Annotated in this window: 20 protein-coding genes, 1 tRNA gene and 1 other RNA gene; 10 read left to right on the top strand and 12 right to left on the bottom strand. The window is 67.6% G+C overall.

Translation table 11 applies throughout. The features are described 5' to 3' along the window. Positions 1 to 495 precede the first annotated feature (495 nt). Positions 496 to 1,128, top strand: coding sequence for a uracil-DNA glycosylase (locus ACIPVK_RS00875; RefSeq protein WP_407610090.1), 633 nt, complete (start codon positions 496 to 498; stop codon positions 1,126 to 1,128). A gap of 46 nt (positions 1,129 to 1,174) precedes the next feature. Next, the gene (locus ACIPVK_RS00870) at positions 1,175 to 2,641 is read left to right on the top strand and encodes a DUF2079 domain-containing protein (RefSeq protein ID WP_407610089.1); all 1,467 of its coding nucleotides are present in this window, start codon (positions 1,175 to 1,177) and stop codon (positions 2,639 to 2,641) included. A 416-nt stretch (positions 2,642 to 3,057) separates the two neighbouring features. Here the strand turns inward: ACIPVK_RS00870 and ACIPVK_RS00865 are convergent, their stop codons facing one another. The 3 genes from ACIPVK_RS00865 to mptB (ACIPVK_RS00855) are packed head-to-tail and all read right to left on the bottom strand — an operon-like array spanning position 3,058 to position 7,643. After that, entirely contained in the window at positions 3,058 to 4,383 is a 1,326-nt protein-coding gene (locus ACIPVK_RS00865; protein WP_407610106.1) for a glycosyltransferase family 87 protein, read from the bottom strand. Positions 4,384 to 4,437: 54 nt separating this feature from the next. After that, a complete protein-coding gene (mptB, locus tag ACIPVK_RS00860; protein ID WP_407610088.1) occupies positions 4,438 to 6,048 on the bottom strand; it encodes a polyprenol phosphomannose-dependent alpha 1,6 mannosyltransferase MptB in 1,611 nt (536 codons plus the stop codon). Then, a complete protein-coding gene (mptB, locus tag ACIPVK_RS00855; RefSeq protein ID WP_407610087.1) occupies positions 6,045 to 7,643 on the bottom strand; it encodes a polyprenol phosphomannose-dependent alpha 1,6 mannosyltransferase MptB in 1,599 nt (532 codons plus the stop codon). The genes mptB (ACIPVK_RS00860) and mptB (ACIPVK_RS00855) overlap by 4 nt, the downstream gene beginning before the upstream one ends. A gap of 406 nt (positions 7,644 to 8,049) precedes the next feature. On the opposite strand from mptB (ACIPVK_RS00855), the gene ACIPVK_RS00850 reads away from it, so the two are divergent. From ACIPVK_RS00850 to def, 4 genes are all read left to right on the top strand, one after another. Then, positions 8,050 to 8,223, top strand: coding sequence for a hypothetical protein (locus ACIPVK_RS00850; RefSeq protein ID WP_407610086.1), 174 nt, complete (start codon positions 8,050 to 8,052; stop codon positions 8,221 to 8,223). Between the two features lie 210 nt (positions 8,224 to 8,433). Continuing rightward, the gene (orn, locus tag ACIPVK_RS00845; RefSeq protein WP_407610085.1) at positions 8,434 to 9,051 is read left to right on the top strand and encodes an oligoribonuclease; all 618 of its coding nucleotides are present in this window, start codon (positions 8,434 to 8,436) and stop codon (positions 9,049 to 9,051) included. A 140-nt stretch (positions 9,052 to 9,191) separates the two neighbouring features. Beyond that, positions 9,192 to 9,267 (top strand) — tRNA-His (locus tag ACIPVK_RS00840). 294 nt (positions 9,268 to 9,561) lie between these two features. After that, positions 9,562 to 10,134 (top strand): peptide deformylase, encoded by a 573-nt coding sequence (gene def / locus ACIPVK_RS00835; RefSeq protein WP_407610084.1) that lies wholly within the window; start codon positions 9,562 to 9,564, stop codon positions 10,132 to 10,134. A gap of 130 nt (positions 10,135 to 10,264) precedes the next feature. Here def and ACIPVK_RS00830 read toward each other — a convergent pair whose 3' ends face one another. The 5 genes from ACIPVK_RS00830 to rnpB all read right to left on the bottom strand — a co-directional run bounded on the left by ACIPVK_RS00830 (position 10,265) and on the right by rnpB (position 14,192). After that, the gene (locus ACIPVK_RS00830) at positions 10,265 to 11,725 is read right to left on the bottom strand and encodes a glyceraldehyde-3-phosphate dehydrogenase (RefSeq protein ID WP_407610083.1); all 1,461 of its coding nucleotides are present in this window, start codon (positions 11,723 to 11,725) and stop codon (positions 10,265 to 10,267) included. Between the two features lie 222 nt (positions 11,726 to 11,947). Next, positions 11,948 to 12,868, bottom strand: coding sequence for an alpha/beta fold hydrolase (locus ACIPVK_RS00825; RefSeq protein ID WP_407610082.1), 921 nt, complete (start codon positions 12,866 to 12,868; stop codon positions 11,948 to 11,950). 32 nt (positions 12,869 to 12,900) lie between these two features. After that, complete coding sequence (locus ACIPVK_RS00820) at positions 12,901 to 13,218, bottom strand: hypothetical protein (protein WP_407610081.1); 318 nt, start codon at positions 13,216 to 13,218, stop codon at positions 12,901 to 12,903. A 67-nt stretch (positions 13,219 to 13,285) separates the two neighbouring features. Further along, a complete protein-coding gene (locus ACIPVK_RS00815) occupies positions 13,286 to 13,498 on the bottom strand; it encodes a hypothetical protein (RefSeq protein ID WP_407610080.1) in 213 nt (70 codons plus the stop codon). Between the two features lie 328 nt (positions 13,499 to 13,826). Then, positions 13,827 to 14,192: RNase P RNA component class A (rnpB, locus tag ACIPVK_RS00810), an RNA gene on the bottom strand. Positions 14,193 to 14,316: 124 nt separating this feature from the next. Between rnpB and ACIPVK_RS00805 the strand changes: the two genes are divergently transcribed. Continuing rightward, positions 14,317 to 15,105 (top strand): YaaA family protein, encoded by a 789-nt coding sequence (locus ACIPVK_RS00805; RefSeq protein WP_407610079.1) that lies wholly within the window; start codon positions 14,317 to 14,319, stop codon positions 15,103 to 15,105. On the opposite strand, the gene ACIPVK_RS00800 is transcribed toward ACIPVK_RS00805, so the two are convergent. From ACIPVK_RS00800 to ACIPVK_RS00785, 4 genes are all read right to left on the bottom strand, one after another. Further along, entirely contained in the window at positions 15,102 to 15,602 is a 501-nt protein-coding gene (locus ACIPVK_RS00800) for a VOC family protein (RefSeq protein ID WP_407610078.1), read from the bottom strand. The genes ACIPVK_RS00805 and ACIPVK_RS00800 overlap by 4 nt on opposite strands. Then, positions 15,590 to 16,330 (bottom strand): zinc ribbon domain-containing protein, encoded by a 741-nt coding sequence (locus tag ACIPVK_RS00795; RefSeq protein ID WP_407610077.1) that lies wholly within the window; start codon positions 16,328 to 16,330, stop codon positions 15,590 to 15,592. Before ACIPVK_RS00795 ends, ACIPVK_RS00800 begins: the two co-directional genes overlap by 13 nt. Positions 16,331 to 16,557: 227 nt before the next feature. After that, complete coding sequence (locus ACIPVK_RS00790; RefSeq protein ID WP_407610076.1) at positions 16,558 to 18,336, bottom strand: DUF222 domain-containing protein; 1,779 nt, start codon at positions 18,334 to 18,336, stop codon at positions 16,558 to 16,560. A 188-nt stretch (positions 18,337 to 18,524) separates the two neighbouring features. Continuing rightward, positions 18,525 to 19,640 (bottom strand): Nif3-like dinuclear metal center hexameric protein, encoded by a 1,116-nt coding sequence (locus ACIPVK_RS00785; protein WP_407610075.1) that lies wholly within the window; start codon positions 19,638 to 19,640, stop codon positions 18,525 to 18,527. A gap of 200 nt (positions 19,641 to 19,840) precedes the next feature. Here ACIPVK_RS00785 and msrA point away from each other — a divergent pair, with 200 nt between their 5' ends. The 3 genes from msrA (at position 19,841) to epsC (ending at position 22,126) form a co-directional block, all read left to right on the top strand. Then, positions 19,841 to 20,383 carry a peptide-methionine (S)-S-oxide reductase MsrA gene (gene msrA, locus ACIPVK_RS00780; protein ID WP_407610105.1) on the top strand — a complete coding sequence of 181 codons (543 nt, stop codon included), beginning with the start codon at positions 19,841 to 19,843 and terminating at the stop codon, positions 20,381 to 20,383. A 96-nt stretch (positions 20,384 to 20,479) separates the two neighbouring features. Continuing rightward, positions 20,480 to 21,415: a cysteine synthase A gene (gene cysK / locus ACIPVK_RS00775; protein WP_407610074.1), complete on the top strand. Its 936-nt coding sequence runs from the start codon at positions 20,480 to 20,482 to the stop codon at positions 21,413 to 21,415. Positions 21,416 to 21,541: 126 nt separating this feature from the next. Next, positions 21,542 to 22,126 carry a serine O-acetyltransferase EpsC gene (gene epsC, locus ACIPVK_RS00770; RefSeq protein ID WP_407610073.1) on the top strand — a complete coding sequence of 195 codons (585 nt, stop codon included), beginning with the start codon at positions 21,542 to 21,544 and terminating at the stop codon, positions 22,124 to 22,126. The last annotated feature ends 82 nt before the right edge of the window (positions 22,127 to 22,208 follow it).

Here is a 22,208-nt window from a genome sequence, read left to right as displayed (position 1 = left end):
TAACGGCGGCCCGCCGGACATGCGCGTGGCATGGTCCCCCAATGGCGGTCCGTCGTCAATTCTATGCTCTGGTTTCCGTCAGCATGGACCGCAACTTCCCGGCTACCGACCTGCGACGGCTCGTTCGGGGCGCCTGGTCCGGCCGTGGTTCTCCGAGTCCGGCGGCAGGACGCCCGGGACCGGAAGCGGATGTTTCCGCGGCGCGTGGCGGCAGGTAAGGCCATCGATTGTGCGGCCATGTTTGCCGATCTGTGCCAATCATCACCTCCGGCCGGTGGCGGCCACGCCTGCCCAAACGGCCGTGGACCGGCTATTGTTAAGCGTGGATCAACCCTGCGTTCATCTTGGGGCATGCCAGCCACCGGAACCACTTCGATCCCACTCCCCCCGCTCTAGCAGCATTGACATGGTTTATGGACGTGCGTCGTCTCTCGATGACGCGCGCCCGCAGCGACCCCCATGTCTCCGTACCACCAGCAGGAGAACCTCACCTTCATGACAGCAATTGCCCCGGACCACGTCGAACACTCCCTCATGGAACGCCGCTACGAGGAGCAGATCGAACCCGTCAACCGTCTTCTGGACGAGACCCGCGCGCTTCGACCTGCCACCTCGGTTTCCTACGTGGACCCGGTGCACAACATCGAGGAAGCACGGATCATCTCGCTGTTTTCCAACATCGGCACCGCCCACGAAAGCGGCTTCATCGATGCCGGTTCGCAGGAAGCCGCGACCCGGATGCTGGGCATGCAGTGGCAGCTGGGGCTGCGTCCCGAGTACATCCTGCCGTGGAACGTGCACCCGTGGCACACCCCGGGCGAGGCCAACGGCAAGTTCACCCCGCCGCAGATCACCTCCGGGCTCAAGCCGCTGCTGCGCCTGCTGAAGGTCGTGCCGCGCGCGTCGGTCCTGATCGCCCACGGCACCGAGGCACACCGCCTCTCCGAGCAGCTGGTCAAGACCCAGAACCCGTTGCTGTGGCGCCGCGGATTCAAGACCTACAAGGTCAAGTCGCTTGACGGGCGCGCCTTCGCCGGCTCCCCGGAACGCCAGCAGGCGCACCTCGAGGAAATCTACGCGGCGTACGCCGACGCCATGGCCCGCACCGGTCTGGCCGCCGCCAAGTAACACCATCGAATCGTCCCGGCAGCGACTTGCGGATAAACTCGAGTCCATGCCCAACAACACCCCCGCCCCCGTAAGCCGCGCCCAGAAACTGCAACTGGGAGTGGCAATGGCCCTGGCGGGGGTGTTGTACGTTGCGCACTCCTTCCTGCGCTTCGCCAACTACGAGTCCCGCGGATACGACCTGGGCATCTTCGACCAGGCTGTACGCCAGTACGCCATGTTCAAGGCCCCGATCGTGCCGATCAAGGGCGTGGACTTCAACCTGCTGGGCGACCACTTCCACCCGATCCTGGTGTTGCTGGCACCGTTCTACTGGATCTGGAGCGATCCGCGGATGCTCGGCATCGCGCTGGCGCTGCTGCTCATCTCCACCGCGATCCCCGTCTACCTGTTCACCCGTCCCCGCTTCGGGCACCTGGGCGCCCTGCTCACCGCCTCGGCGATGCTTCTGTGGTGGCCCTTCCAGGCCATCGTGAACTGGGAATTCCACGAGGTCGCCTTCGGCGTGCCGGTCATGGCGTGGATCATCTGGGCCTTCGACCGTTCCCGCTACTGGCTGGTCGTCGGCCTCTCCGCCGTGCTGCTGCTGGTGCGCGAGGACATGGGCATCACCATCGTCGCGGTGGGCATCGTCCTGCTCTTCCACAGGCAGTGGGCGAAGGCGGCGCTGCTGGCGGTTCTCGGCCTGGGCGGCTACGTGGTGGTCACCAGCTACCTGATCCCGATCTTCTCCCCCGCCGGGGAGTTCACCTACTGGCAGTACACCGCCCTGGGCGCCAGTGCCGGGGCCGCGATCCTCTTCCTGCTCACGCACCCGTTCCAGTCGATCGCGATCCTGTTCAACCACCAGCTCAAGGTGGCCCTATGGCTGCTGAGCTTCCTGCCGCTGGGACTGCTGCCGCTGGCCTCCCCGTACGTCATCCTGGGCGCCCCGATGCTGCTGAGCCGGCTGTTCAACGACCGGTTGAACACCTGGGCGCCGGTGTACCAGTACGACGCCATCATGGCCCCGATCCTCATCCTTTCCGCCGTGCACGTCCTGGGCAAGCTCATGGACCGCTTCGGCTGGAAAAAAATCCGGGTCATCGCGCCGGCCTGGCTGCTGGCCTTCGCACTCGTCGGCACGCTGTTCTTCCATTCGGTGTTCCCGATCGGACGCACCCTCACCGGTGCCAACTGGGCCCCCGGCACGCTGGTCGCCGCGAAGGAACGCGCCGTGGCGATGATCCCGGACAACGTGTGCGTCGAGGCCGCCGACACCCTGGTGCCGCATCTGACCACCCGCACCTATGTGGGGTTGCACGGCGACATCGGCACCGAGCTTTCCAGCTGGATGATCATCGACTTCAACGAGCAGGAACTCGGCGGCTGGGATCCGCTGAACCCGCCGCAGGCCCTGGAACGCGCGCACGCGCTGGGCTTCACGGAAGCCGCGCCGATCGACGACGGGATCCTGGTGCTGCACCGCGACATCCCCGTCGATCCTGCCTGCTCCTCGTACCTTCACCGCTAGACGACCCCCCGCCTCCGGGTATCGGGCCAGCGCCGATGCCCGCGAGGTTCCGTGGTTGCAATGGCCCGCTCCCCCGGCCCGGGCTGTGGAGGGCACCGAAGGGTTCGCTCCGGTCGTTTTGGACCGGACCTGGATGGCCGTTGTGTCCCTCATGGTCGGCAGTGATAAGCGCGAACACCGAATCCCGTAATTCCCGGCCGCCGCGTGCCGTGCGGATCTACCCACCGCCCTGGCACGGATGGCGCGGCGGGGACGTCCGGGGCGTGGAGTCCGACACGGATCAGGCGGCCATGATCGCGCCCGCATTGCTCCACCGCCGTACCGGGTGGACGCGGGCAACGAAAAGGCCGGATGGCGCCCGGTTTCCCGAGGCTCCATCCGGCCATTTCAGCGCGGTCCGCCCACGGGCGCTGTTGCTAGGCCTTGGCGCTCGCGTTGCGCCCCAGCGTGAACTTGTCCTCGACGTTCTCCAACGGCCCGGCCAGCGGGTCATCAAGCCCTTCGGCCCGCACCTCGTCGCGCTGGGGATGCCGGATGTCCCCGATGATCTTGACGCAGATGTACACCAGCATGGCCATGTGCGCGACGATGCCCAGACCGTAGAGGATCTCGATCGTCCAGCTGTCGCCGAAGTACTTCAGCCCGGAGACCCACTTCGCGCTCCAGAGCCAGACGAAGACCCAGTGGAACACCTCGATGCCCTGCCACGCGAGGAATTCGCGCCACTTGGGCCGGGCCAGTACGTAGAGCGGGATCAGCCACATCACGAACTGCGGCGAGTAGACCTTGCCCAGCAGCAGGAACGCGGCGACGATCAGGAACGCGAGCTGCGCCATGCGCGGGCGGCGCGTGGCGGTGAGCCCCAGCCAGGCGATGCCCAGGCAGGCCAGCCCGAAGAGCCCGTTGGACAGGTAGGACATCGTCGAGCCGTCCATCCCGGTCCAGACGAACGCCAGCCACATCGAGGAGTTGCCCGCCGGGCGGTCCCCGGAGAAGGTGTAGAAGCGGCTCCACTCATCGAACGCGGTGAGCATGAACGGGACGTTGACGGCCAGCCAGGCCACGGCGCCGGAAGCCAGCGAGACCCAGAAGTGCCGCATGCGCCCGGTGCGCAGGCAGAGCACCAGGATCGCCCCGAAGAGGAAGAACGGGTAGAGCTTGGCCGCTGCGCCCAGGCCCAGCAGCACCCCGGCCAGCACGATGTGCTTGCGGGAGAAGGCCAGGAGCCCGAGCATCGCCAGCATCACGGCCAGCAGGTCCCAGTTCAGTTGGCTGGTGAGGATGATGCCAGGGGCCAGCGCCACCATGATGGCGTCGCGGCTGCGGTGCCGTGCGGCGTAGGCCACGGCGATGACCACCACGGCCCAGCAGATGAAGGACACCGCGGAGTTCACGTCGAAGTACGCCAGCTGGCGCTCCGGGCTGAATCCGATGCCCGGGATCACCAGGGCCGTCAGCCCGGCCATGATGGCCAGCAGCACCGGGTATTCCAGCGCCTGCTCGGCCGGCAGCCCGGTGAAGTACGGGAAAAGCTTGTCGGCCATGCCGCGGGTGCCGAAGAGCTGGGTGAAGTCCGAATAGCACAGGTGCAGGTGCTGCTCGGCGTCGGGCCACCCGTTGACGCGGCACCACTGCTTGGTCAGCACGGCGATGGACGCGCCGAGCGCGGTGAGCACCAGCAGCCCGATGATGACCGGGCGGGTGGCCTCGCGGGCGTTGAACAGGTTCTTGACCGGTTGCATCACGATCCGGTGCCTCATTTCTAGGGGGTCTTCGGGGAATTGGAAGGAGGGGGATTATTTCTTGCCTGGCAGCAGCGGCCGGCGCCGGTCCGCGCCGAAGATGGACGCGGTCTTCGGGTCGATGAAGACCAGGTAGCCCATGTAGGCCACGCCGATGGCGGCGGCGAAGAGCCGCACCCAGAGCAGGGAGAACCACTGGCCGATCGACAGTTGGTCCACGACCCCGGAAAGCAGCACCAGCAGGCACAGGATGTACAGCGCGCGTTCCCAGTTCACCGGGTAGCGTCGGCTCAGCGCGAAGAACGGGATCAGCCAGAGCAGGTACCAGGGCTGGATGATGGGGGCGAGCACGACCGCGACGCCCAGGGAGTAGCCGGCGTAAAGCAGCGGGGGCCCGGCCGGGCGGCGAACCGCCAGCCAGAACACGATGGCCAGGGAGGCGAGGCGGAAGACCGAGAACACGATGCCGGCGATGAACTCGAGGTCGCCGCCGGCCAGCGAGCCGATCCAGCCGACGAGCATGCCCAGCAGGCCCACCGGCGCATAGGGGAAGGCCGCGGACCCGGCGCCCGCCATCGCCGCGATCCAGCCGAACCAGAGCCCCGAGGCCCAGCCCAGCAGCGCCATCACGATGCCCGCCACGGCCCCGGTGTACACCCAGGCACGGATCTTGCTGCCCGTGAGGGCATTGCGGCCCACCATCGCCAGGCCCAGGAAGGGCAGCACCAGCACCACGATGGGCTTGATCGCGATCGCGGCGGTGGCGGCGAGGATGCCCGCCAGGTGCCGCTTGCGGGCCACCAGCACGAAGCCGAGCAGCACCCCGCCGACCATCAGCCCGTCGTTGTGCACCCCGCCGACCATGTTCAGCAGGAACAGCGGGTTGGCCACGGAGATCCACAGCGGCCATGCGGCATCCCGGCCGGTCAGCCTGGCCAGGGCCAGCACCGCGTAGGCGCACAGCGCGACCCCCGCGACCGCCACCAGGCGCATTAGCATGACCCCGTATTCGGGCACGCCGCCGGAGACGAAGTAGACGAAGCGCGCGTACATCAGGAAGAGCGGGCCGTAGGGCGAGGAGGATTCGGCCCAGAGGGAGTCCGATCCCTGCGCGAACCAGCCCGGCAGCTGGGAAACCCAGTCGGTGTAGGGCGAGAGCCCGGCATGCATGAGCCGGCCCTGGCCCAGGTAGGAGTAGACGTCCTTGGAGAGGATCGGGAAGGAGAAGAGCAGCGGGATCGACCAGACCCAGATGGCCTTGGCGATCGAGGCCACCGGGTCGGTGCCTGGTTCGTCGTTGCGCTGGCGCAGCCGCAGCCAGGCGCGGAAGAGCAGCATCGAGCCCAGGGCCAGCAGCAGCGTGCAGATGATCACCCCGAGCATCTCCACGCGCAGCGGCAGCAGGAACTTCGAGCGGGCCAGCACGGATTCCTGCGAACTGGGGATCCACCCCACTCCCCAGGAGCCGGCCATGACCATCAGCGAGGCCAGCAGGCCCTGGGCGATGGCGATGTCCGGGCTGTTCTCCCCGCCGCCGGTGAGGTGGCGCAGGAACGGGACGCGGGAGCTGCGCTGGCGCAGGGCCTCCAGGGCGCGGGTGGTGCCGGCAAAGCGGCGGCCACCGGCCGCGTCGCGGTGTTCCGGGGTCCCGGGGGCGTTGCTCACGGGCCGGGCACCTCGGGGTCGGCGCGCGGTCCGGACTCGGGGGTCTTGGCTCCGGGGGTCTTGGGCCGGGTGCGCAGCGGACCGGCGCCGCCGCCCAGGCGCGTCGGCAGCGTCGCGACGAAGAGTTTCCTGGTCCGCGGGTCCAGGAACGCGAGGTAGGCCATCGCCAGCCAGGAGATCGCGGTGGACAGGTGCTTGACCCAGGGGTCCAGGTCGGAGAGGAACTGCCAGATGAAGATCTGGTCGGCGGCGCCGAAGGCGATGAAGAAGGCCGTGGTGACGTACACCCACAACAGCTGCCAGTCGTCGCGGATGCCGGTGATGGCGAAGAAGGGCAGCAGCCAGAGGATGTACCAGGGCTGGATGATCGGCGAGAGGACCACCAGCGCGGAAAAGGCCAGGGCCATGCGCTGGATGAGGTGCGAGGGCTTGCCCTTGAAGATCAGCAGCAGCACCAGTCCCACGGAGGAGAGCCGGCCGATGAGCTTGAGCGCGGGCAGCAGCCAGTCGGTGGGCAGCCCGATGGTCGCCAGCGCCCCGGAGAGCACGGCATTCAGGGCCCCCACCGGCGCGAAGACCACCGCCCCGGTCCCGGTGCCCAGCATGACCGAAAGCCACCCGAAGCCGTAGCCGTTGGCCCAGCCGATGATGGCCATGATCAGCGCGACCAGCGACGCGGTGTAGGCCCAGTAGCGGATCTTGCGTCCCCAGCCGGCGTCGGACCCGGCCCACAGCAGGCCGATGAACGGCAGCAGGACAAGGGTGATGGGCTTGACGCCGATGGACGCGGCGATCAGCACCACGCCGAGCACGCCCCGGCGGGTGGCCGCATAGTAGGTGCCGGCCAGGGCCAGGCCGATCATCAGGGAATCGTTGTGCGCGGAGGCCACGAAGCTGATCAGGAACAGCGGGTTGGCCACCGAGATCCAGGTGGCCTTGGCGCCGGAGACCTTGTGCAGCGCGGCGATCTTCGGCACGTAGACCATGCACAGGATGACCCCGGCGAACGCGACCAGCCGGAAGAGCAGCACCGAGAGGTCCGGGCTGGTGCCCACCAACCGGTTCACGGCGTACTCCACGTTCAGGTAGAGCGGGCCGTAGGGTGTCTCGGATTCGGCCCAGGTGATGTCGGCGCCCAGCTGGAACCAGTTGTTCAGCGTGGAGATGCCGTCGACGTAGGGGTCCTGCCCGGCGGCCACCAGCCTTCCCTGGCCGATGTAGGCGAAGACGTCGCGGGAGAAGATCGGCAGCGCCAGCAGCATCGGGGCGCTCCAAGCCCACACCGCCTTCTTTACGGTCCGCAGCGAACCCTCGGGCCAGCCGGCCAGCTGCTGTCCCAGGCGCAGCCAGGCACGGAACAGGATCCAGCAGCCCAGGGTCAGCACCACGGTTCCGGCAACCACACCCCAGTAGTCGGTGCGGATGGCGATCAGCAGCGGGTAGCGGTTCAACGGGGAGACGCTGGCCAGCCAGCCAACGCCGAAGGAACCCAGCAGGATCATGATCGAGCCGATGGTGCCCTGGATCACTGGGGAGAGGTGCGGCCCGCGGCCCGCCCGGCTCATCGCCCCGGCGGAGGATCGCACTGCGTTCATCTGCGCCCCGCTCCTGATTCGTCGTACCTTGGCTGGATCCACCAGGTGTGTTTTCGGCATCCGTACCGGCCGTGCGGCCGCGCCTTCGCGGCGCCCGCTGGCGCGGCCGTGCGCGTAAAAATCAAGTCCGATCCTAGCATCGCACGCTGGACATCCCCGGGAGGCGGGCCGCCGGTGCGCGCGAGCTCACACCGAAGGTCGCAACGGCCATGGGTGCGGGACCAACGGGCCGCCCGGCGGGTCACCGGGGATCCGTGGCAGAGGGCCCGGTTCGACCCTCAAGCACCGGGCGTGGCTAACGGGTCTCCGCACCCTGATCGTACATAGGCTTGGGGCCGGTACATCGATCAAATGCAGAAGTGAGGCAACACCCGTGGGCAGGCGTGCAAAGAGTGTGCGGAATCCGGTGCGCAACCATTCGTTGCTGGGCTGGGGCGTGTTCCTGTCCCTCTTGCTGGGGGTGGCCTGTCCGCTGATGGGCATGAGCACCATCGCCTCGGTCGCACTGGCCGGTACCGGGCTGGTGGTCTTCGTGATGTTGTGGCTGCTGAGCTCCTCGGGCGACGCCTCCAGGCCCTGACCCGCCACGCCCGGCGCTCTTGCGCGCCATGGCCGCCCGGCGCTCTTGCGCGCCATGGCCGCCCGGCGCTCTTGCGCGCCATGGCCGCCCGGCGCTGCGGGTCAGCGAACCGCTCCCCCGTGGTTCCGTTGTGCTCCTGCCACCCCTTACCTTCTGCCCTCGGGCGGCTGCCGCGGTCCGGCTGGGATGTAATCGGGTAAATTGGGGTCCGTGCCTATTTCAGCTGAAAAAATTGTGTGGATCGATTGCGAGATGACGGGCCTGAGCCTGGAATCCGACGCGTTGATCGAAGTTGCGGTCCTGGTGACGGACGCCGAGCTCAACATCCTGGGCGACGGGGTCGACGTGGTGATCAAGCCACCCGCGGCTGCCCTGGAGCAGATGGGCGACTTCGTGCGCACCATGCACACCTCCAGCGGGCTGATCACCGAACTTGATGCCGGGATGGAGATGGCGGACGCGCAGCAGGTCGTCATGGACTACATCCGCTCCCACGCCCCGGAGCCCAACAAGGCGCTGCTCGCCGGAAACTCCGTGGGAACCGACAAGAACTTCCTGGCGCGTGACATGCCCGAGGTCACCGACCACCTGCACTACCGGATCCTGGACGTGTCCACCATCAAGGAGCTGGCCCGACGCTGGTACCCCCGCGCGTTCTTCCAGGCCCCCGCCAAGACCGGCAATCACCGGGCGCTGGGCGACATCCGTGATTCCATCGAGGAACTGAAGTACTACCGGGCCACCGTCATGGTCCCCGCCCCGGGCCCGGATTCCGCTTCAGCGAAGGCCGTCGCGGCCCGAATTGTCGCCCAACGACCGGCTGATTAGGCACTGTGTCGCACAACACAGCAAAAAGTGCCTCTTTCGAGTTGGCACTCCACCGCGAATTGTGTGTAAGATAGTTCTCGTTGCCCAGCAGTTCGGAAGAGATTCCGAGCGGCAGGACAGCTAGCCTCAGGGCGAACTTGGTGGGTATAGCTCAGTCGGCAGAGCGTCTGGTTGTGGTCCAGAAGGTCGCGGGTTCAATCCCCGTTACTCACCCCAATGAAGCCGCTCCGGAAAAACTTCCGGAGCGGCTTTTGTCATTCCACGACACGTCACGTGATTGCAGAGCAGAGAGGGGCGGACCAACCGATGGACCGCAGGATCTTGGCCAAAGACCACGAACGCCTCCACGCGGCGGCCAGGGGGCTGCCGACGCCCCCCGGCGGCACCAGCGAGACCCTGAGTGAAGGCAGCGGCGCCCAGCTGCCGTCAGACGCCTGAGAAGGCACCTGCCCGGGACCCCGCCCCTCTCCCCCGTCCAAAACCTCCCACCTGAAAGCCCTAGGAGAAGTCTTGAGTATCCGTCCGGTCACCATATACGGCGAACCCGTGCTGCACACGCGCGCGCAGGAAGTCACCGAGTTCAACGACGAGCTGCGTGAACTCATCAGCGACATGTTCGAGACCATGGACGCCGCCCACGGCGTGGGCCTCGCGGCCCCGCAGATCGGCGTGGGGCTGCGCATCTTCACCTACGAATACGAGAACGAGGACGGTGCGCCGGCGCGCGGCGTGGTGGTCAACCCTCGCCTGACCCTTTCCAAGGTCTCGCAGGCGAACCCGGATCCGGAGGACGAGATCGAGGGCTGCCTCTCCGCCCCGGCCCTGAACTTTCCCCTCAAGCGCGCCGAGTTCGCCCGGGTCGAGGGGTTCGACGGCGACGGTAAAGCGATCTCCTTCGAGGCGACTGGCTGGTTCGCACGGATCATGCAGCACGAGTACGACCACCTGGACGGCTACCTCTATGTCGACAAGCTCAACGAGAAGTGGGCACGTCGCTGGAAAAAGGCCAAGAAGTCGCTGGGCTGGGGCGTTCCCAACCTGACGTGGATGCCGGGAACCGACGAGGACCCCTTCGGCCACTGACGGCCGGGCGGCCGCGCGTCCACGAATGACTCCTGGACGCAGGATGCAAGAACCGACAAAGCGGGCCCCGCCATCCGGAATCCGGAAGGCAGGGCCCGCTTTGGTCTCCCCGTGCAGGGGAAGGGGTGTGCTAGACGGCGGCGGGCGCGGTCACGGCGATGGCCGGAACGGCCAGCGGGTGGGTGCCGGCCATGGTCTCGATGACGCGCACCACCTGGCAGGAGTAGCCGAACTCGTTGTCGTACCAAACATAGACGACGGCGTTCTTGCCGGTGACGATGGTGGCCAGGCCGTCAACGATGCCGGCGCGGCGCGAGCCGACGAAGTCGGAGGAGACGACCTCGGGCGAATCGATGTAGTCGATCTGCTTGTGCAGTTCCGAGCCCAGCGAGGTCTCACGCAGGAAGTTGTTCAGCTCTTCCTTGGTGGTCGCGTTTTCCAGGTTCAGGTTCAGGATCGCCATCGAAACATCCGGGGTGGGGACGCGGATGGCGTTGCCGGTGAGCTTGCCCTCGAGTTCCGGAAGCGCCTTGGCAACGGCCTTGGCGGCACCGGTCTCGGTGATGACCATGTTCAGCGCCGCCGAACGGCCGCGGCGCTCTCCCTTGTGGAAGTTGTCGATGAGGTTCTGGTCGTTGGTGAACGAGTGGACCGTCTCGACGTGGCCGTGGATGACGCCGAAACGGTCGTTCAGGGCCTTGAGCACCGGGGTGATGGCGTTGGTGGTGCAGGATGCGGCGGTGATGATCTTGTCATCGGCCGTGATGTCCTTGTGGTTGATGCCGTGGACGACGTTCTTCAGGTCGCCCTTGCCCGGTGCGGTGAGCAGCACGCGGGACACGCCCTTGGCCTGCAGGTGCTGGGAAAGTCCTGCTTCGTCGCGCCAGCGGCCGGTGTTGTCCACCACGATCGCGTTGTTGATGCCGAAGGCGGTGTAGTCAACGGTGGTCGGGTCGTTCGAGTAGATGACCTGGATCAGCGTGCCGTTGGCGAGGATGGTGTTGTTTTCCTCGTCCACGGTGATCGAGCCGTCGAACTTGCCGTGGACCGAGTCGCGGCGCAGCAGCGAGGCGCGCTTGACGATGTCGTCGTCCGAACCCTTGCGGACCACGATGGCGCGCAGGCGCAGGCCGTAGCCGCCGCGTTCGATGAGGATGCGGGCCAACAGGCGGCCGATGCGGCCGAAGCCGTAGAGGACGACGTCGGTGGGCTCGGCGTCGGTGGCGCCGGCCTTGCCGACCTTCTCGCCCAGTTCCTCGGTGAGGAATGCGGTGAGGTCGGTCGAGCCGGATTCGGCGAACTTCTTGTTCAGGCGTCCCAGGTCGATGGCGACGGCCCCGAGGTCCAGTGCCTCGATGGCCTGCAGCAGCGGCATGGTCTGCTCCAGGGGCAGCTCCTCGCCTTCGATGCGGCGGACCACGCGGTGGGCCTTGAGGATGTTGATGGCCGACTGGTTGATCAGCTTGCGGCCATAGATGGAGGTCACCACGTTGTTGTTGCGGTACAGGCGCCCGATCAACGGGATCATGGCCTCGGCGAGCTCTTCGCGCCCGCTCCATTCCTGTAGGGCTTCGACAGACTGCTGGGTCACTGAAAATCCTTCCAAATCAGCCGGCTGGCGATCCTCAAGCCGGTTGTTACCGTAAAAGCACCTTTGCAGAAACGGTTGTTCAGGGGGTACCAGGATCTTTCCCCCGTGGAGCCCTAAGGCCCGCAACTCATTCTAGTATGTGTGCGCGGGGATGAGCGGCTCGGGCCGGTGAGGTCTCTCACACCTTCCAGATCGCCGGGCCGCCGGGCGCCGGGGTCTGCCCTAGTCGGCCCGGCCTGCTTGCGTCGGGGTCCACGGGTCGACGCCGTGCTCGAGCCACGCCAGGGTCTGGCGCCAGAAAACGTCCTGGTGCACGTCGTGGAAAAGCCCGAAGTGGCCGATGCCCTCCTGGCCGTGGTCGCGCGGTTCCAGGAATCGGATGATCGACGGTGCCTGTGGCGTGTAGGCCAGGGCGCGGTCGATCGCGGTGCCGGAAGCATAGGGGTCATCGGTCGCTGCGACCGCAAGGATCGGCGCCCGCAGTTCGCGCTGTGAGGTGCGCAGCTGTTCCCGCAGCCCGGGCGCCACGTTCAACGTGAAGTCCTTGCGGCTGCGCGCCCAGTCCAAGGCGACACCCCGGGGCAGGTCCTCGAGCCACGCGCGGCGCTTGCCCGGGAAGAATCCGCACGCCAGGGTCAGCAGCGGCATGGCAAGGTGCCATCTGGCGATGAATCGTGCGCGGTGTCCCGTCGCGTAGTCGCGCCAGTACGCGTGCTGGGCACCAACGGTAAGGATGCGGGTGAGATGGCGGGACTCGGGTGCCAGGCCCACGCCGAATCCGCCGAAGCTGTGCCCCACCAGGTGCAGCGCAAGATCCTTGCGGAAGTCCCTGGCCCAGCCCAGTGCCGCATCGATGTCCTGTCGGCCCCAGTCGTGCCACCGTGCCCGGAAGCCGCGCAGCGATTCCGGGGCGGAAGCGCCGATCCCCCGGTAGTCAAAGGTGATGGCGTGGAATCCGTTCTCGGCCAGGAATGCGGCATAGCGGCCGTAGTAGCGCGCCTGCACGCCGGTTGCGCAGGCAATGACCACCAGGCCCTTGGCCCATCGGGCGGTCGCCTCTGCGTCGCCGCCATGTTCGGCAGTTTCGAAAAGGTGCCCGTGGAGCACCTGTCCGTCGCTGCAGGTGATTTCGATCGGCGTCACGGACCGGGGGGCGCTTCGCTGAACGCCTGTTTCTAGCGCGGGGTCCATGGTTCCCCGGGCGAATCGTCCGTGCCCTCCGCCGCCTCGTGCGGGTGGCCGTGCGGGCTGTGCGGGAAACCCGCGAGCGGGTCCCTGTCCTGGCCCTGGGCCGATTCGTGGATCTGTCGTTTCTGCTCCTCCATGGCCTGTTGCGCGGCCGAGCCGGAGGGCTTGTAGAAGTTGTTCAAGGCATCGAAGAGCCCCGAGGCACCGCTGCCGCCACCGTCGGCCGGGAAGGTGAACTTCGACGCGGCCCACAGCAGCCCGATGCACAGCACGGGTGTTGCGATAAGCCAGAAAAGCCACTCCATGTCTTCAGTCTAATGCCGGGGCACCGGCCGGCCGCGTGGCACCCGTTGCCCCGCGGCCGGGGGATTTTCAGGCGGGCAGTAGCCGATTCGCGGCCAGCGGGAAGCCCTCGGTCCCAGGGAGCTGCGCCGCGTGGGCGGCTTCTGCGACGTCGGTTGCGGGAACGTCATGGTCCAGGGCGGTGGCCACGATGGCGTTGAGCGCCTCGATTCGTTCGTTCAGGAGAATGCGGGCGGAGGCCACATCTTCTGCGGCCGCGCGGATCAGGTCCAGCTGGTGCAAGGCGGTGTCCTTTCGAGCGTCGAATTCTGCAGGACAAAGTGTAGTGAGTCGGATTCGGTTGCTCAACCCGGCACGTACGTGCTGTGGGAAGCATGGGCCGGGTGCCTGTGAGCGGAAGTGCTGTGCGGGCACGCATTGCGTTGGCCCGCCACGGGTCTTTGGTCGTGGAGATGCGGGCGAGTCCGGCCGTGAGCGCCGCAAGCCCGCGGCGGTCTTGTGGCGGATGCGCGCCGACACGCCAGGGGAATTGGGGAGCACCTTCGACAACAACATGGCGCTCAAAAAGCCACTGCTTCCCTGTCGTTTCAAGGGATTCGGCGGCTTGTGGAGGACGGGATGGCGCGTACGCCGGGTTTTGTGCCGCGGTCGGTTACCCGAATCGCGGTGACGATCATCTATCTAGGAGTGCCGTTGCCGACACCCTCAAGCGGTCCACCCGACTACATTGAGCGAACAACCCAGTAGTCTGTCTGACCTTGCTCCGGGTGGGGTTTACCTAGCCGCTCCGGTCACCCGGAGCGCTGGTGGTCTCTTACACCACCGTTTCACCCTTACCCGCACAAGTGCGGGCGGTCTATTTTCTGTGGCACTGGCCTGCGGGTTACCCCGAGTGGGCGTTACCCACCACCCTGTTCTGTGGAGCCCGGACGTTCCTCGGGCCACTTGCGTGGCACGCGATCGTCTGGCCATCCCGTCCAGCGCTCAAGTCTAGTCGCATTTGGATTGTGCTTTGCACCTGACAGCCGGAGAAGTGCCGTCTGGTGGTTGGCGGCGTAGTCGAATCAGGGAATGGGCGGCCGGAAGACTAGGCTGGACCGGTGCTGATTTTGCTTCCGCCCTCCGAGGGCAAAGAACCCGCCGGCAATGGCGACCCCTTCGATGCCGATGCGTTGCAGTTCCCCGAACTGAATCCGCATCGACACCAGTTGTTGGCGGCCCTGGCCCAGGTCTCACGCGCCGACGACGCGCTCGAGGTGCTCGGCGTGGGCAAGTCGTTGGTTGCCGAGGTGACGCGCAACATCGAATTGCACACCGAACCCGCGGCCGCCGCCCACACCGTATACACCGGTGTGCTGTTTGAGGCGCTGGGCTATGAACGACTCGATGCCGCGGCCCGCGCTCGTGCGGATGCGAGCATCCTGGTGATCTCCGCGCTGTGGGGAGCCGTGGGTTTTGCCGACCGGATCCCGGCATACCGGTTGTCCATGTCGGTGAAACTGCCCGAGATCGGAAAGCTCGCCAGCTGGTGGAAGCCGAAGCTGGCGCCGGTCCTCAACGCACGGGCCGGAGACGATTTGGTGGTTGATTGCCGTTCCAGCACCTATGCCGCGGCGTGGGCGCCGCCGGCAGCCAACAGCGTGAGCGTCTCGGTGTTCCAGTTGCGCGGAGGCGTGCGCAAAGTCGTTTCGCACTTCGCCAAGCACACCCGCGGCGAGCTGGCATCGCATCTGCTCACCCGAGGGTCCGAGGTCACGACGCCGACCGAATTGCTGGACGCGGCGCGCGAACGCTGGGAAGCCGAGCTGGTGCCCGGCACCCCACGCAAGGCGCACCAGCTGAACATCATCCTGCCGGGGGACCACGCCTTCAGGGCCGTCGGAAACTAACCTGCGGGATTGGAACCTGCCCCTTGGGGTTCGGCGATGTCGGGTCCATCGGTACCCGCCATATCGGCAACCAGCTCGATTTCAAACCCGGCCGGATCCTCCAGGTAGGACGCGTAGTGTGCCGGGCCACCGGCATACGGGTGGGCCTCGGCAAAGAGCAAAACAAAGCCACGGGACAGGGCCTGCGAAGTGATTTCGTCGACCCTGCGGCGCGATCCGGCGGAGAAGGCCAGGTGGTTGACGCCCGGTGCCTTCCTTCGATGGGGCTCGCCGAGCACATCGGGGCCCGATTCCAGCACAATGTAGTCATGCGCCCCGACGTAGCTGGTTCCGTCCTTCCAGGAATCCCCCGGCGTGTAGCCAAGTTCCTCGAACAGCCAGCCGAGAGTGTCCCGGGACGCGGCCATGTCGCGGACCCAGATCTCCGTGTGGTGCAGCCGCCCGGTACGGGGCGCACTTTCACGGACATGGGCCGCGTGGTGGCCTATGCTCCCCATTCTTCGCTGCGCACCAGGATGGCGCCGGTGTCGGGGCAGAAGACCAGCTCGTCGGCCGGCGCTGCCTTGATCTCCCCCAGGTCGCCCGCGGACAGGGCGATGCCGCTGGCCTCGGAGGTGCCGTGGAAAAGGCGGGCCGCGCCGATGCCATTGCGGGTGCGCAGCCTCTCGTAGATGGTGATGAGTGTTTCATCGAAGGTGGCCACCAGCGTGGCGCGGGCGGCCCGGGATTCGGCAAGCTGGTCCTGCAACGCGGCAACGGCGGCATCGCGGCGCGCCAGGTGCTCCGCGTGCTCGCCGGCGCGGGTGGCGGTGACGGCCTGCGCCTGTGCGGCCCGCTCCTGCACGTCCTCGAGAGCGGACATGAGCTCAAGCTCGGTGTCTTCAAGGTCGTTGCGGCGGACGGTGAGCGAGTCGATTTCGTGGGACAGTGCCATCAGGTCCTGGTGCGTTCCGGCACCGGCATCGATGCGCTTCTGGTCCTTGCCGATGTGGGCCACGACCTTTTCCACGGCCAGCTCGGATTCCTTGAGTGCCGCCGCTGCGGCGTCTAGCTCGATCTGCACCTCGGCCTGTGCGGCGCGGGCCTCCTCGAGGGCGCCCTGGGCTGCGGCGAGTTGTGCGTCCGCGGTGGCCTCGGCGATCTGGCGGGTGAGCTTGGTGGCCTGCGAATCGAGCGCCGCCACGTCCAAGAGTCGAAGCTGTTCCGCCGGTGCTGCCTTTGCCATGCTGACCTCCGCTGTGCGCGCCGTGGCGCTGCCGTTCCCGATGTGCATTTGGCGATCAGTGATCGCTTAGCCACAACAGTAGCCAGTCGGGGAACCTTGGGGGGAATGTGACCCGCCGGTGTCTGCCGATGGCGTCGCCGGCCGCGTCCTGGCACGGCCTGGAAGCCAGGTGCGGCGGCAGGCGGCACGGCGTCGCGGGAGGCTCGCCTTGTGGCGGGAGTGGAGTTTCAGGCGGCTGCGGCTTCGGGATGGAAGACCCAGTTCCGCCTGGGTCTTTGGAGTGGGTCGCGCGATGCGGGAAGGACGACGTGCGGAATGCCGTCCACGACCCGGATGCCGAAATGCCCTGCGTGGAAGGCGGTGTGGCACCGAATGCAGAGCAACAGCCCGCAGCTCACGTTGGTCATGCCGCCTTCGGAGAAGGGCTTGATGTGGTGGGCCTCGCAGCGGTGGACGGGCATGGAGCATCCGGGGTTGGCGCAGCCTCGGTCGCGGGCGGCGATGGCACGCTTCTGGCCTTTGGTGAAGAAGCGTTTGCGCCGGCCCACATCCAGGGGCTGGCTCTCCCCGCCCATGACCACCGGGGTGATCCCGGCGTTGCAGGCCAGGCGGCGGGCGGCGGCGGCGGAGATGTTCTGGCCGTGGCTGGTGAACCCGGCGGCTTCCAGGGCACCGGTGAGCGCGGCGTAGTCGATCATGACCAACAGTTCGATGCGGGAGTTCAACGGCATCCCGGGGGCAGCGGCTGCAGGGTCCATCCAGGAGCGCAGGGCCTCGAACAGTGCAGCAGAGAGGCGTTGGGCGCGGCGCCTGGCGTTCGCATCGTCTCGGGTCTCGCCGGGGTATTGGTCGTTCTCGGGCAGGCCGTAGGGGTTGGAGCACGGCAGCGGCTTGCCGACATCGTTGAATCCGGCCCGGGGACGCTGCCCGGCGGGGACGTCGGGGTTGACTGCCCAAGCGGGAATCTCGGGGGCGTTTTCGGCGTCTTCGGCGCGTTCAATGGCTTCGGCGCCGTTTGCCGGGCCAGGGATTCCGGCCTCGTCAAAGAGCGCTGCCTGGGCGATGGCTTCCGGGGTGGCGGGAGTGCCGGAGGCGGTACGGGGATTGTTCAGGTCGTCGGCCAGGGTGCAGAGCGTCTCGTGGCCCTCGGCGTCGGTGGTGAGCTCCCAGATGTACCCAGCGGGTTTGTGGCAGCGAAAGCGCAGCCCCTCGAACCGGGCCCTTGCGGCCTCCTGCCCCTCGACGCTGGTGTGCTCGAGGTCGATGGCCACCTGCTTCAGGAGCCTGCCGACCGCGGCCTCGTCGGCGGTGTGCAGGGTGCGGGCAACCTGTTCCTCCAACGCGGCGCGGGCCTTCTCCGGGTCCGGTTGCGCGTCCAGGGACGGTTCCAAGGCGGCGAGCTTCGCAGCCGCATTGGCCAGGACCTTGGGATCGGAGGAACCGCCGGCCAGCGCCCGGCCGAGGTGCGGGAAGGTCGGCGGCAGCGTGGTGCCGTCCGGGCCCGTGTGCTCCATGAGCCGGGCGTGGGTGCTAACGCGGTGGGCAGCCTGGAAATAGCTCAGGTGCAGTTGGTTCTTGAGGAACTCGGCGGTGTCGCGGTGCAGGGGCTTGCGGTCGGGGCCGGTCACCGCATCCGCCGGCAGGCCGCTGGTGCCGGCGGCAAAACCGGCCGCGTCTTCCAGCACCCGGTTGGTTTCGGCCAGCGGCACCTCGGTGAGGGTGTGGACCTCGGCGGCCTCGCAGGTGCCGGCGGCCAGGACCTGCCCGTAGGACCCGGTGCGGAAGAGGCGTTCGGCCAGTTGCGCCAACGCGGCGGCCCGCACCGGGGATCCGGACGCGGAGCCGGCTGCCTCCTCCAACAGGCGGCGGGCGACCAGGTCAACGGCGGCCAACAGGCGCAGCGGATCGACGGGGGTGCCGGGACCGGAAGGTGTTCCGGTGCCCGTCCCCAGGACCCCGCAGAGTGCTGCGAGGGCCGAGTCGATGATGCCGGCCGGTGCGTCCATGGGATCCATGGTGCTCGCTGGACGTCGGTGCCCGCCACCACCGCCACAGCATCTGTGGATAACCCGGCGGGCCGTCCACGCGGGCAGGAACGGCGTGGAAACAAAAGATGCGGTGCGCGCTCCCGGCCCGGGAAATCCGGGAGCGGGGAGCACGCACCGCATCGAGGCAGGCGGGTGGAGTCGACCTGTTACGGGGTAAGGATGAAGTCCCAGGGGTCGGTGTTGATGGCCGAGACCGCGACCTCCACGTCGTGCCCCAGATCATGGAGCACGTTCTTCAGCGCGTCGGCCGCGGTGGGCAGCCAGAGCCATTCGGAGGCGAAGTGGGAGACGTCGATGAGGTAGGGCTTGCCGTTCAGCGCGGCCTCGCGGGCCTCGGAGGCGGGGTGGTGGCGCAGGTCTGCGGTGACGTAGACGTCGGCCTCGGAGGCGCGTACGGCGTCGAAGAGCGAATCCCCCGCGCCGCCGCAGACCGCGACCTTGCGCACGATCCCGGCACGTTCCCCGGCCACCCGCACTCCCCCGGCCACCGCCGGCATCGCGGAGAAGACGCGGGAGGCGAACTCGTGCAGCTGCAGCGGCTCGGGCAGCATCCCGACGCGGCCGATGCCCTCCTCCGGCAGGCCGTCCTTGGAGGGCGCCAGCGGCTGGGTGTCGGTGAGCCCGAAGATGTCCGCCAGCACGTCGGAGACCCCGCCGATGGCCGAATCCGCGTTGGTGTGGGCGGTGACCAGGGCGCAGCCGGATTCAATGAGCAGGTGCACGGCCTCGCCCTTGAACCCGGTGGCGGCCACGGAGTTGACCGGGCGCAGCAGCAGCGGGTGGTGGGTGATCAGCAGGTCGGTGCCGCGGGCCACGGCGTCGGCCACGACCTCGAGGGTGGGGTCCACGGCGAACATGATGCGCTTGACCTCGCGCTGCGGGCGCCCGACCACGGGTCCCACGGTGTCCCAGTCCTCCGCCAGCGAGGCCGGCCAGAGTTCCTCGACGGCAACCAGCACCTGGCCGAGGGTGGGCGTGGACAGGGCGGCATCCGCCAGACCCGGTTCCGGATCCGCGGAGGGAACCGCAAGCGACGCGGTGTCTGAGGCGATGGCCTCGCCGGGCGCCGCCACTGCGGAATCCTTGGGTGCATCGGGCCCCGGGGTGTTTCCCGCAGGCGTCGACGGTGCCGAAGCGGCTGCCCCGGTGCCGGTGCCCGCGGGGGCTGCCTCCGTGTTTGCGGTGTCGGCGGATTCCTGGTCGGCCGTTCCCGGCCCGGAGACGATACGCATGCCGTGGGGCTGCTGCTTGTTGCTCTGCATGCTTCTACCGTATCCGCAGCGGCGGGGAATGCCCGCATGTGCGCGCGACGGGTTGCGCGCACTTGCCCGCCGGCACGCCGGAGGCGCAGTCGGGAATGAATTCGCGGTGCCCGTGCTTGAGTGTAGGTGTGAACGACTTCTCAATTTCCAGCACCCCGATCCGCTTCCTGCCCACGACCCGGGGCCCCGAAGGGCAGGAGCTGAGCACGTTTGTACTGGCCGGCGGCTGTTTTTGGTGCCTCGATGCGGTCTACCACCGTACGCGCGGCGTCCGCGCGGTGGTCTCCGGGTACACCGGCGGCACCGACCCGGCGCCGAACTACCGCAGCGTCTGCGGCGGCAATACGGGACACGCGGAGGCGGTTGCCGTAACATTCGACCCCGCCGTCGTTCCGGACGAGGTCATACTTGACATGTTCTTCACGACCCACGACCCCACGACGCTCAACCGCCAGGGCTACGATGTCGGCACCCAGTACCGCTCGGCGATGTTCCCCCTGGACGCCGGGCAGGAGGCGGTATTCCGCGAAAGCGCGCGGAAGTTCGCCCGCCTGTATCCCGATCCGCTGGTGACCTCGTTCGAGGAGCCGGCGGACTTCTTCGTGGCCGAGGGAATCCACCAGGACTACTACAACCGGTTCCCCGACGAGGGGTACTGCAGGGTCATCATCGACCCGAAACTGGCGAAGGCCAGGAAATATTACGCAACATGGCTCGAGGAACCCGCCGCCGAGCGGTCCTGACTAGGCTTGTACACGAACCTCCCGGCACGCCGTTGCCTGCCGGGAGAGTGCCCGCACGGCTCATCCCGCTCCCACACCCAAGGACAAAAGGACACCATGTCGAAGATCTACAACGACGTCACGCAAATTGTTGGCCGCACCCCGCTGGTGCGCCTGAACCGACTGGGTGCCGGGCTTCCGGGCAACATCGCGGTGAAGCTGGAATTCTACAACCCGGCCAACTCGGTCAAGGACCGCATCGGCGTGGCCATCGTTGACGCCGCCGAGGCCTCCGGGGACCTGCGCCCGGGCGGCACCATCGTCGAGGGCACCAGTGGCAACACCGGCATCGCGCTGGCCATGGTGGGCGCGGCCCGCGGCTACAAGGTCGTGCTGACCATGCCCGAGACCATGAGCACCGAGCGCCGCGTCATGCTGCGCGCCTTCGGCGCCGAGATCGTGCTGACCCCGGGCTCCGAGGGCATGCGCGGCGCGGTGGAGAAGGCCAAGGAAATCGTCGCCACCACCGAGAACGCCATCTGGGCCCAGCAGTTCGCCAATGTCGCGAACCCCGAGGTCCACGCGGCAACCACCGGCCCGGAGATCTGGGAAGACACCGCCGGGGAGATCGACATCTTCGTCGCGGGCATCGGCACCGGCGGCACCATCACCGGCGCCGGCCGCTTCCTGAAGAGCCAGAAGGAAGGCCTGCAGGTCATCGCGGTGGAACCGAAGGATTCGGCGATCCTCAACGGCGGCAAGCCGGGCCCGCACAAGATCCAGGGCCTGGGCGCCAACTTCATCCCCGAGGTGCTGGACACCGAGCTCTACGACGAGGTGCTCGACGCCTCGATCGACGACTCGGTCGCCATTGCCCGCGCGCTGGGAACGCAGGAAGGCATCCTGGGCGGCATCTCCGGCGGCGCCGCCGTGTGGGGCGCCCTGGAAATCGCCAAGCGCGAGGAAAACGCCGGCAAGCTCATCGTCGCCGTGATCCCCGACTTCGGCGAGCGTTACATCTCCACGCTGCTCTTCGACGACATCCGTGGCTAAGACAGCTGATCCGTTCGGTGCCGGGGCCGGCGCGCGGGAAACCGCGGGCCGTTCCGGCACCGCTTCGGGCTTCACCCGCGGCTTTCCGGCCGAGCGCCGGAAAGCCGCACAAACAAAGGCCAATGCGTGAGCTTCCTTTCCCGACTAGCCGAAGACCTGCGCGGGGCGAGTGCACATGATCCCGCCGCCCGCGGCCAGGCCGAAAACTTCCTGGCGTACTCCGGCCTGCATGCGATCTGGATCCACCGGCTGACCCACCGGCTCTGGCAGAACCCGAAGACGCGCTTCCCGGCGCGCCTGCTCTCCCAGGCCGGCCGCTTCCTCACCGGGATCGAGATCCACCCCGGGGCCACCATCGGCCGGCGCTTCTTCATCGACCACGGCATGGGCGTGGTCATCGGGGAGACCGCGGAGATCGGCGACGACGTCATGATCTACCACGGGGTGACCCTGGGCGGGCGTTCGCTGGCCAAGGTCAAGCGCCACCCGACCATCGGGGACCGCGTGGTCATCGGTGCCGGCGCCAAGGTGCTGGGCCCGATCGTGATCGGCGCGGATTCGGCCATCGGCGCCAACGCCGTGGTGGTCAAGGACGCGCCGGCGGATTCCATCATCACCGGGATCCCGGCGAAGAACCGTCCGCGCACCGCCGAGGAGCACGCCCCGGCCGTCGACCCGGCCGAATACATCGATCCGGCCATGTGGATCTAGCCTCCACCGGTTCCAACGCCTGGCGGTGTCGCTGCCCGTCCCTCCGGGGGCCGGCGGCGGCACCGCTTTTGCATGCCCGCCA

Origin of the sequence: Paeniglutamicibacter sp. MACA_103, from assembly GCF_045798555.1 — a bacterium.
Lineage (GTDB): Bacteria > Actinomycetota > Actinomycetes > Actinomycetales > Micrococcaceae > Paeniglutamicibacter.
This window is presented reverse-complemented; position numbering and strand designations above follow the sequence as displayed.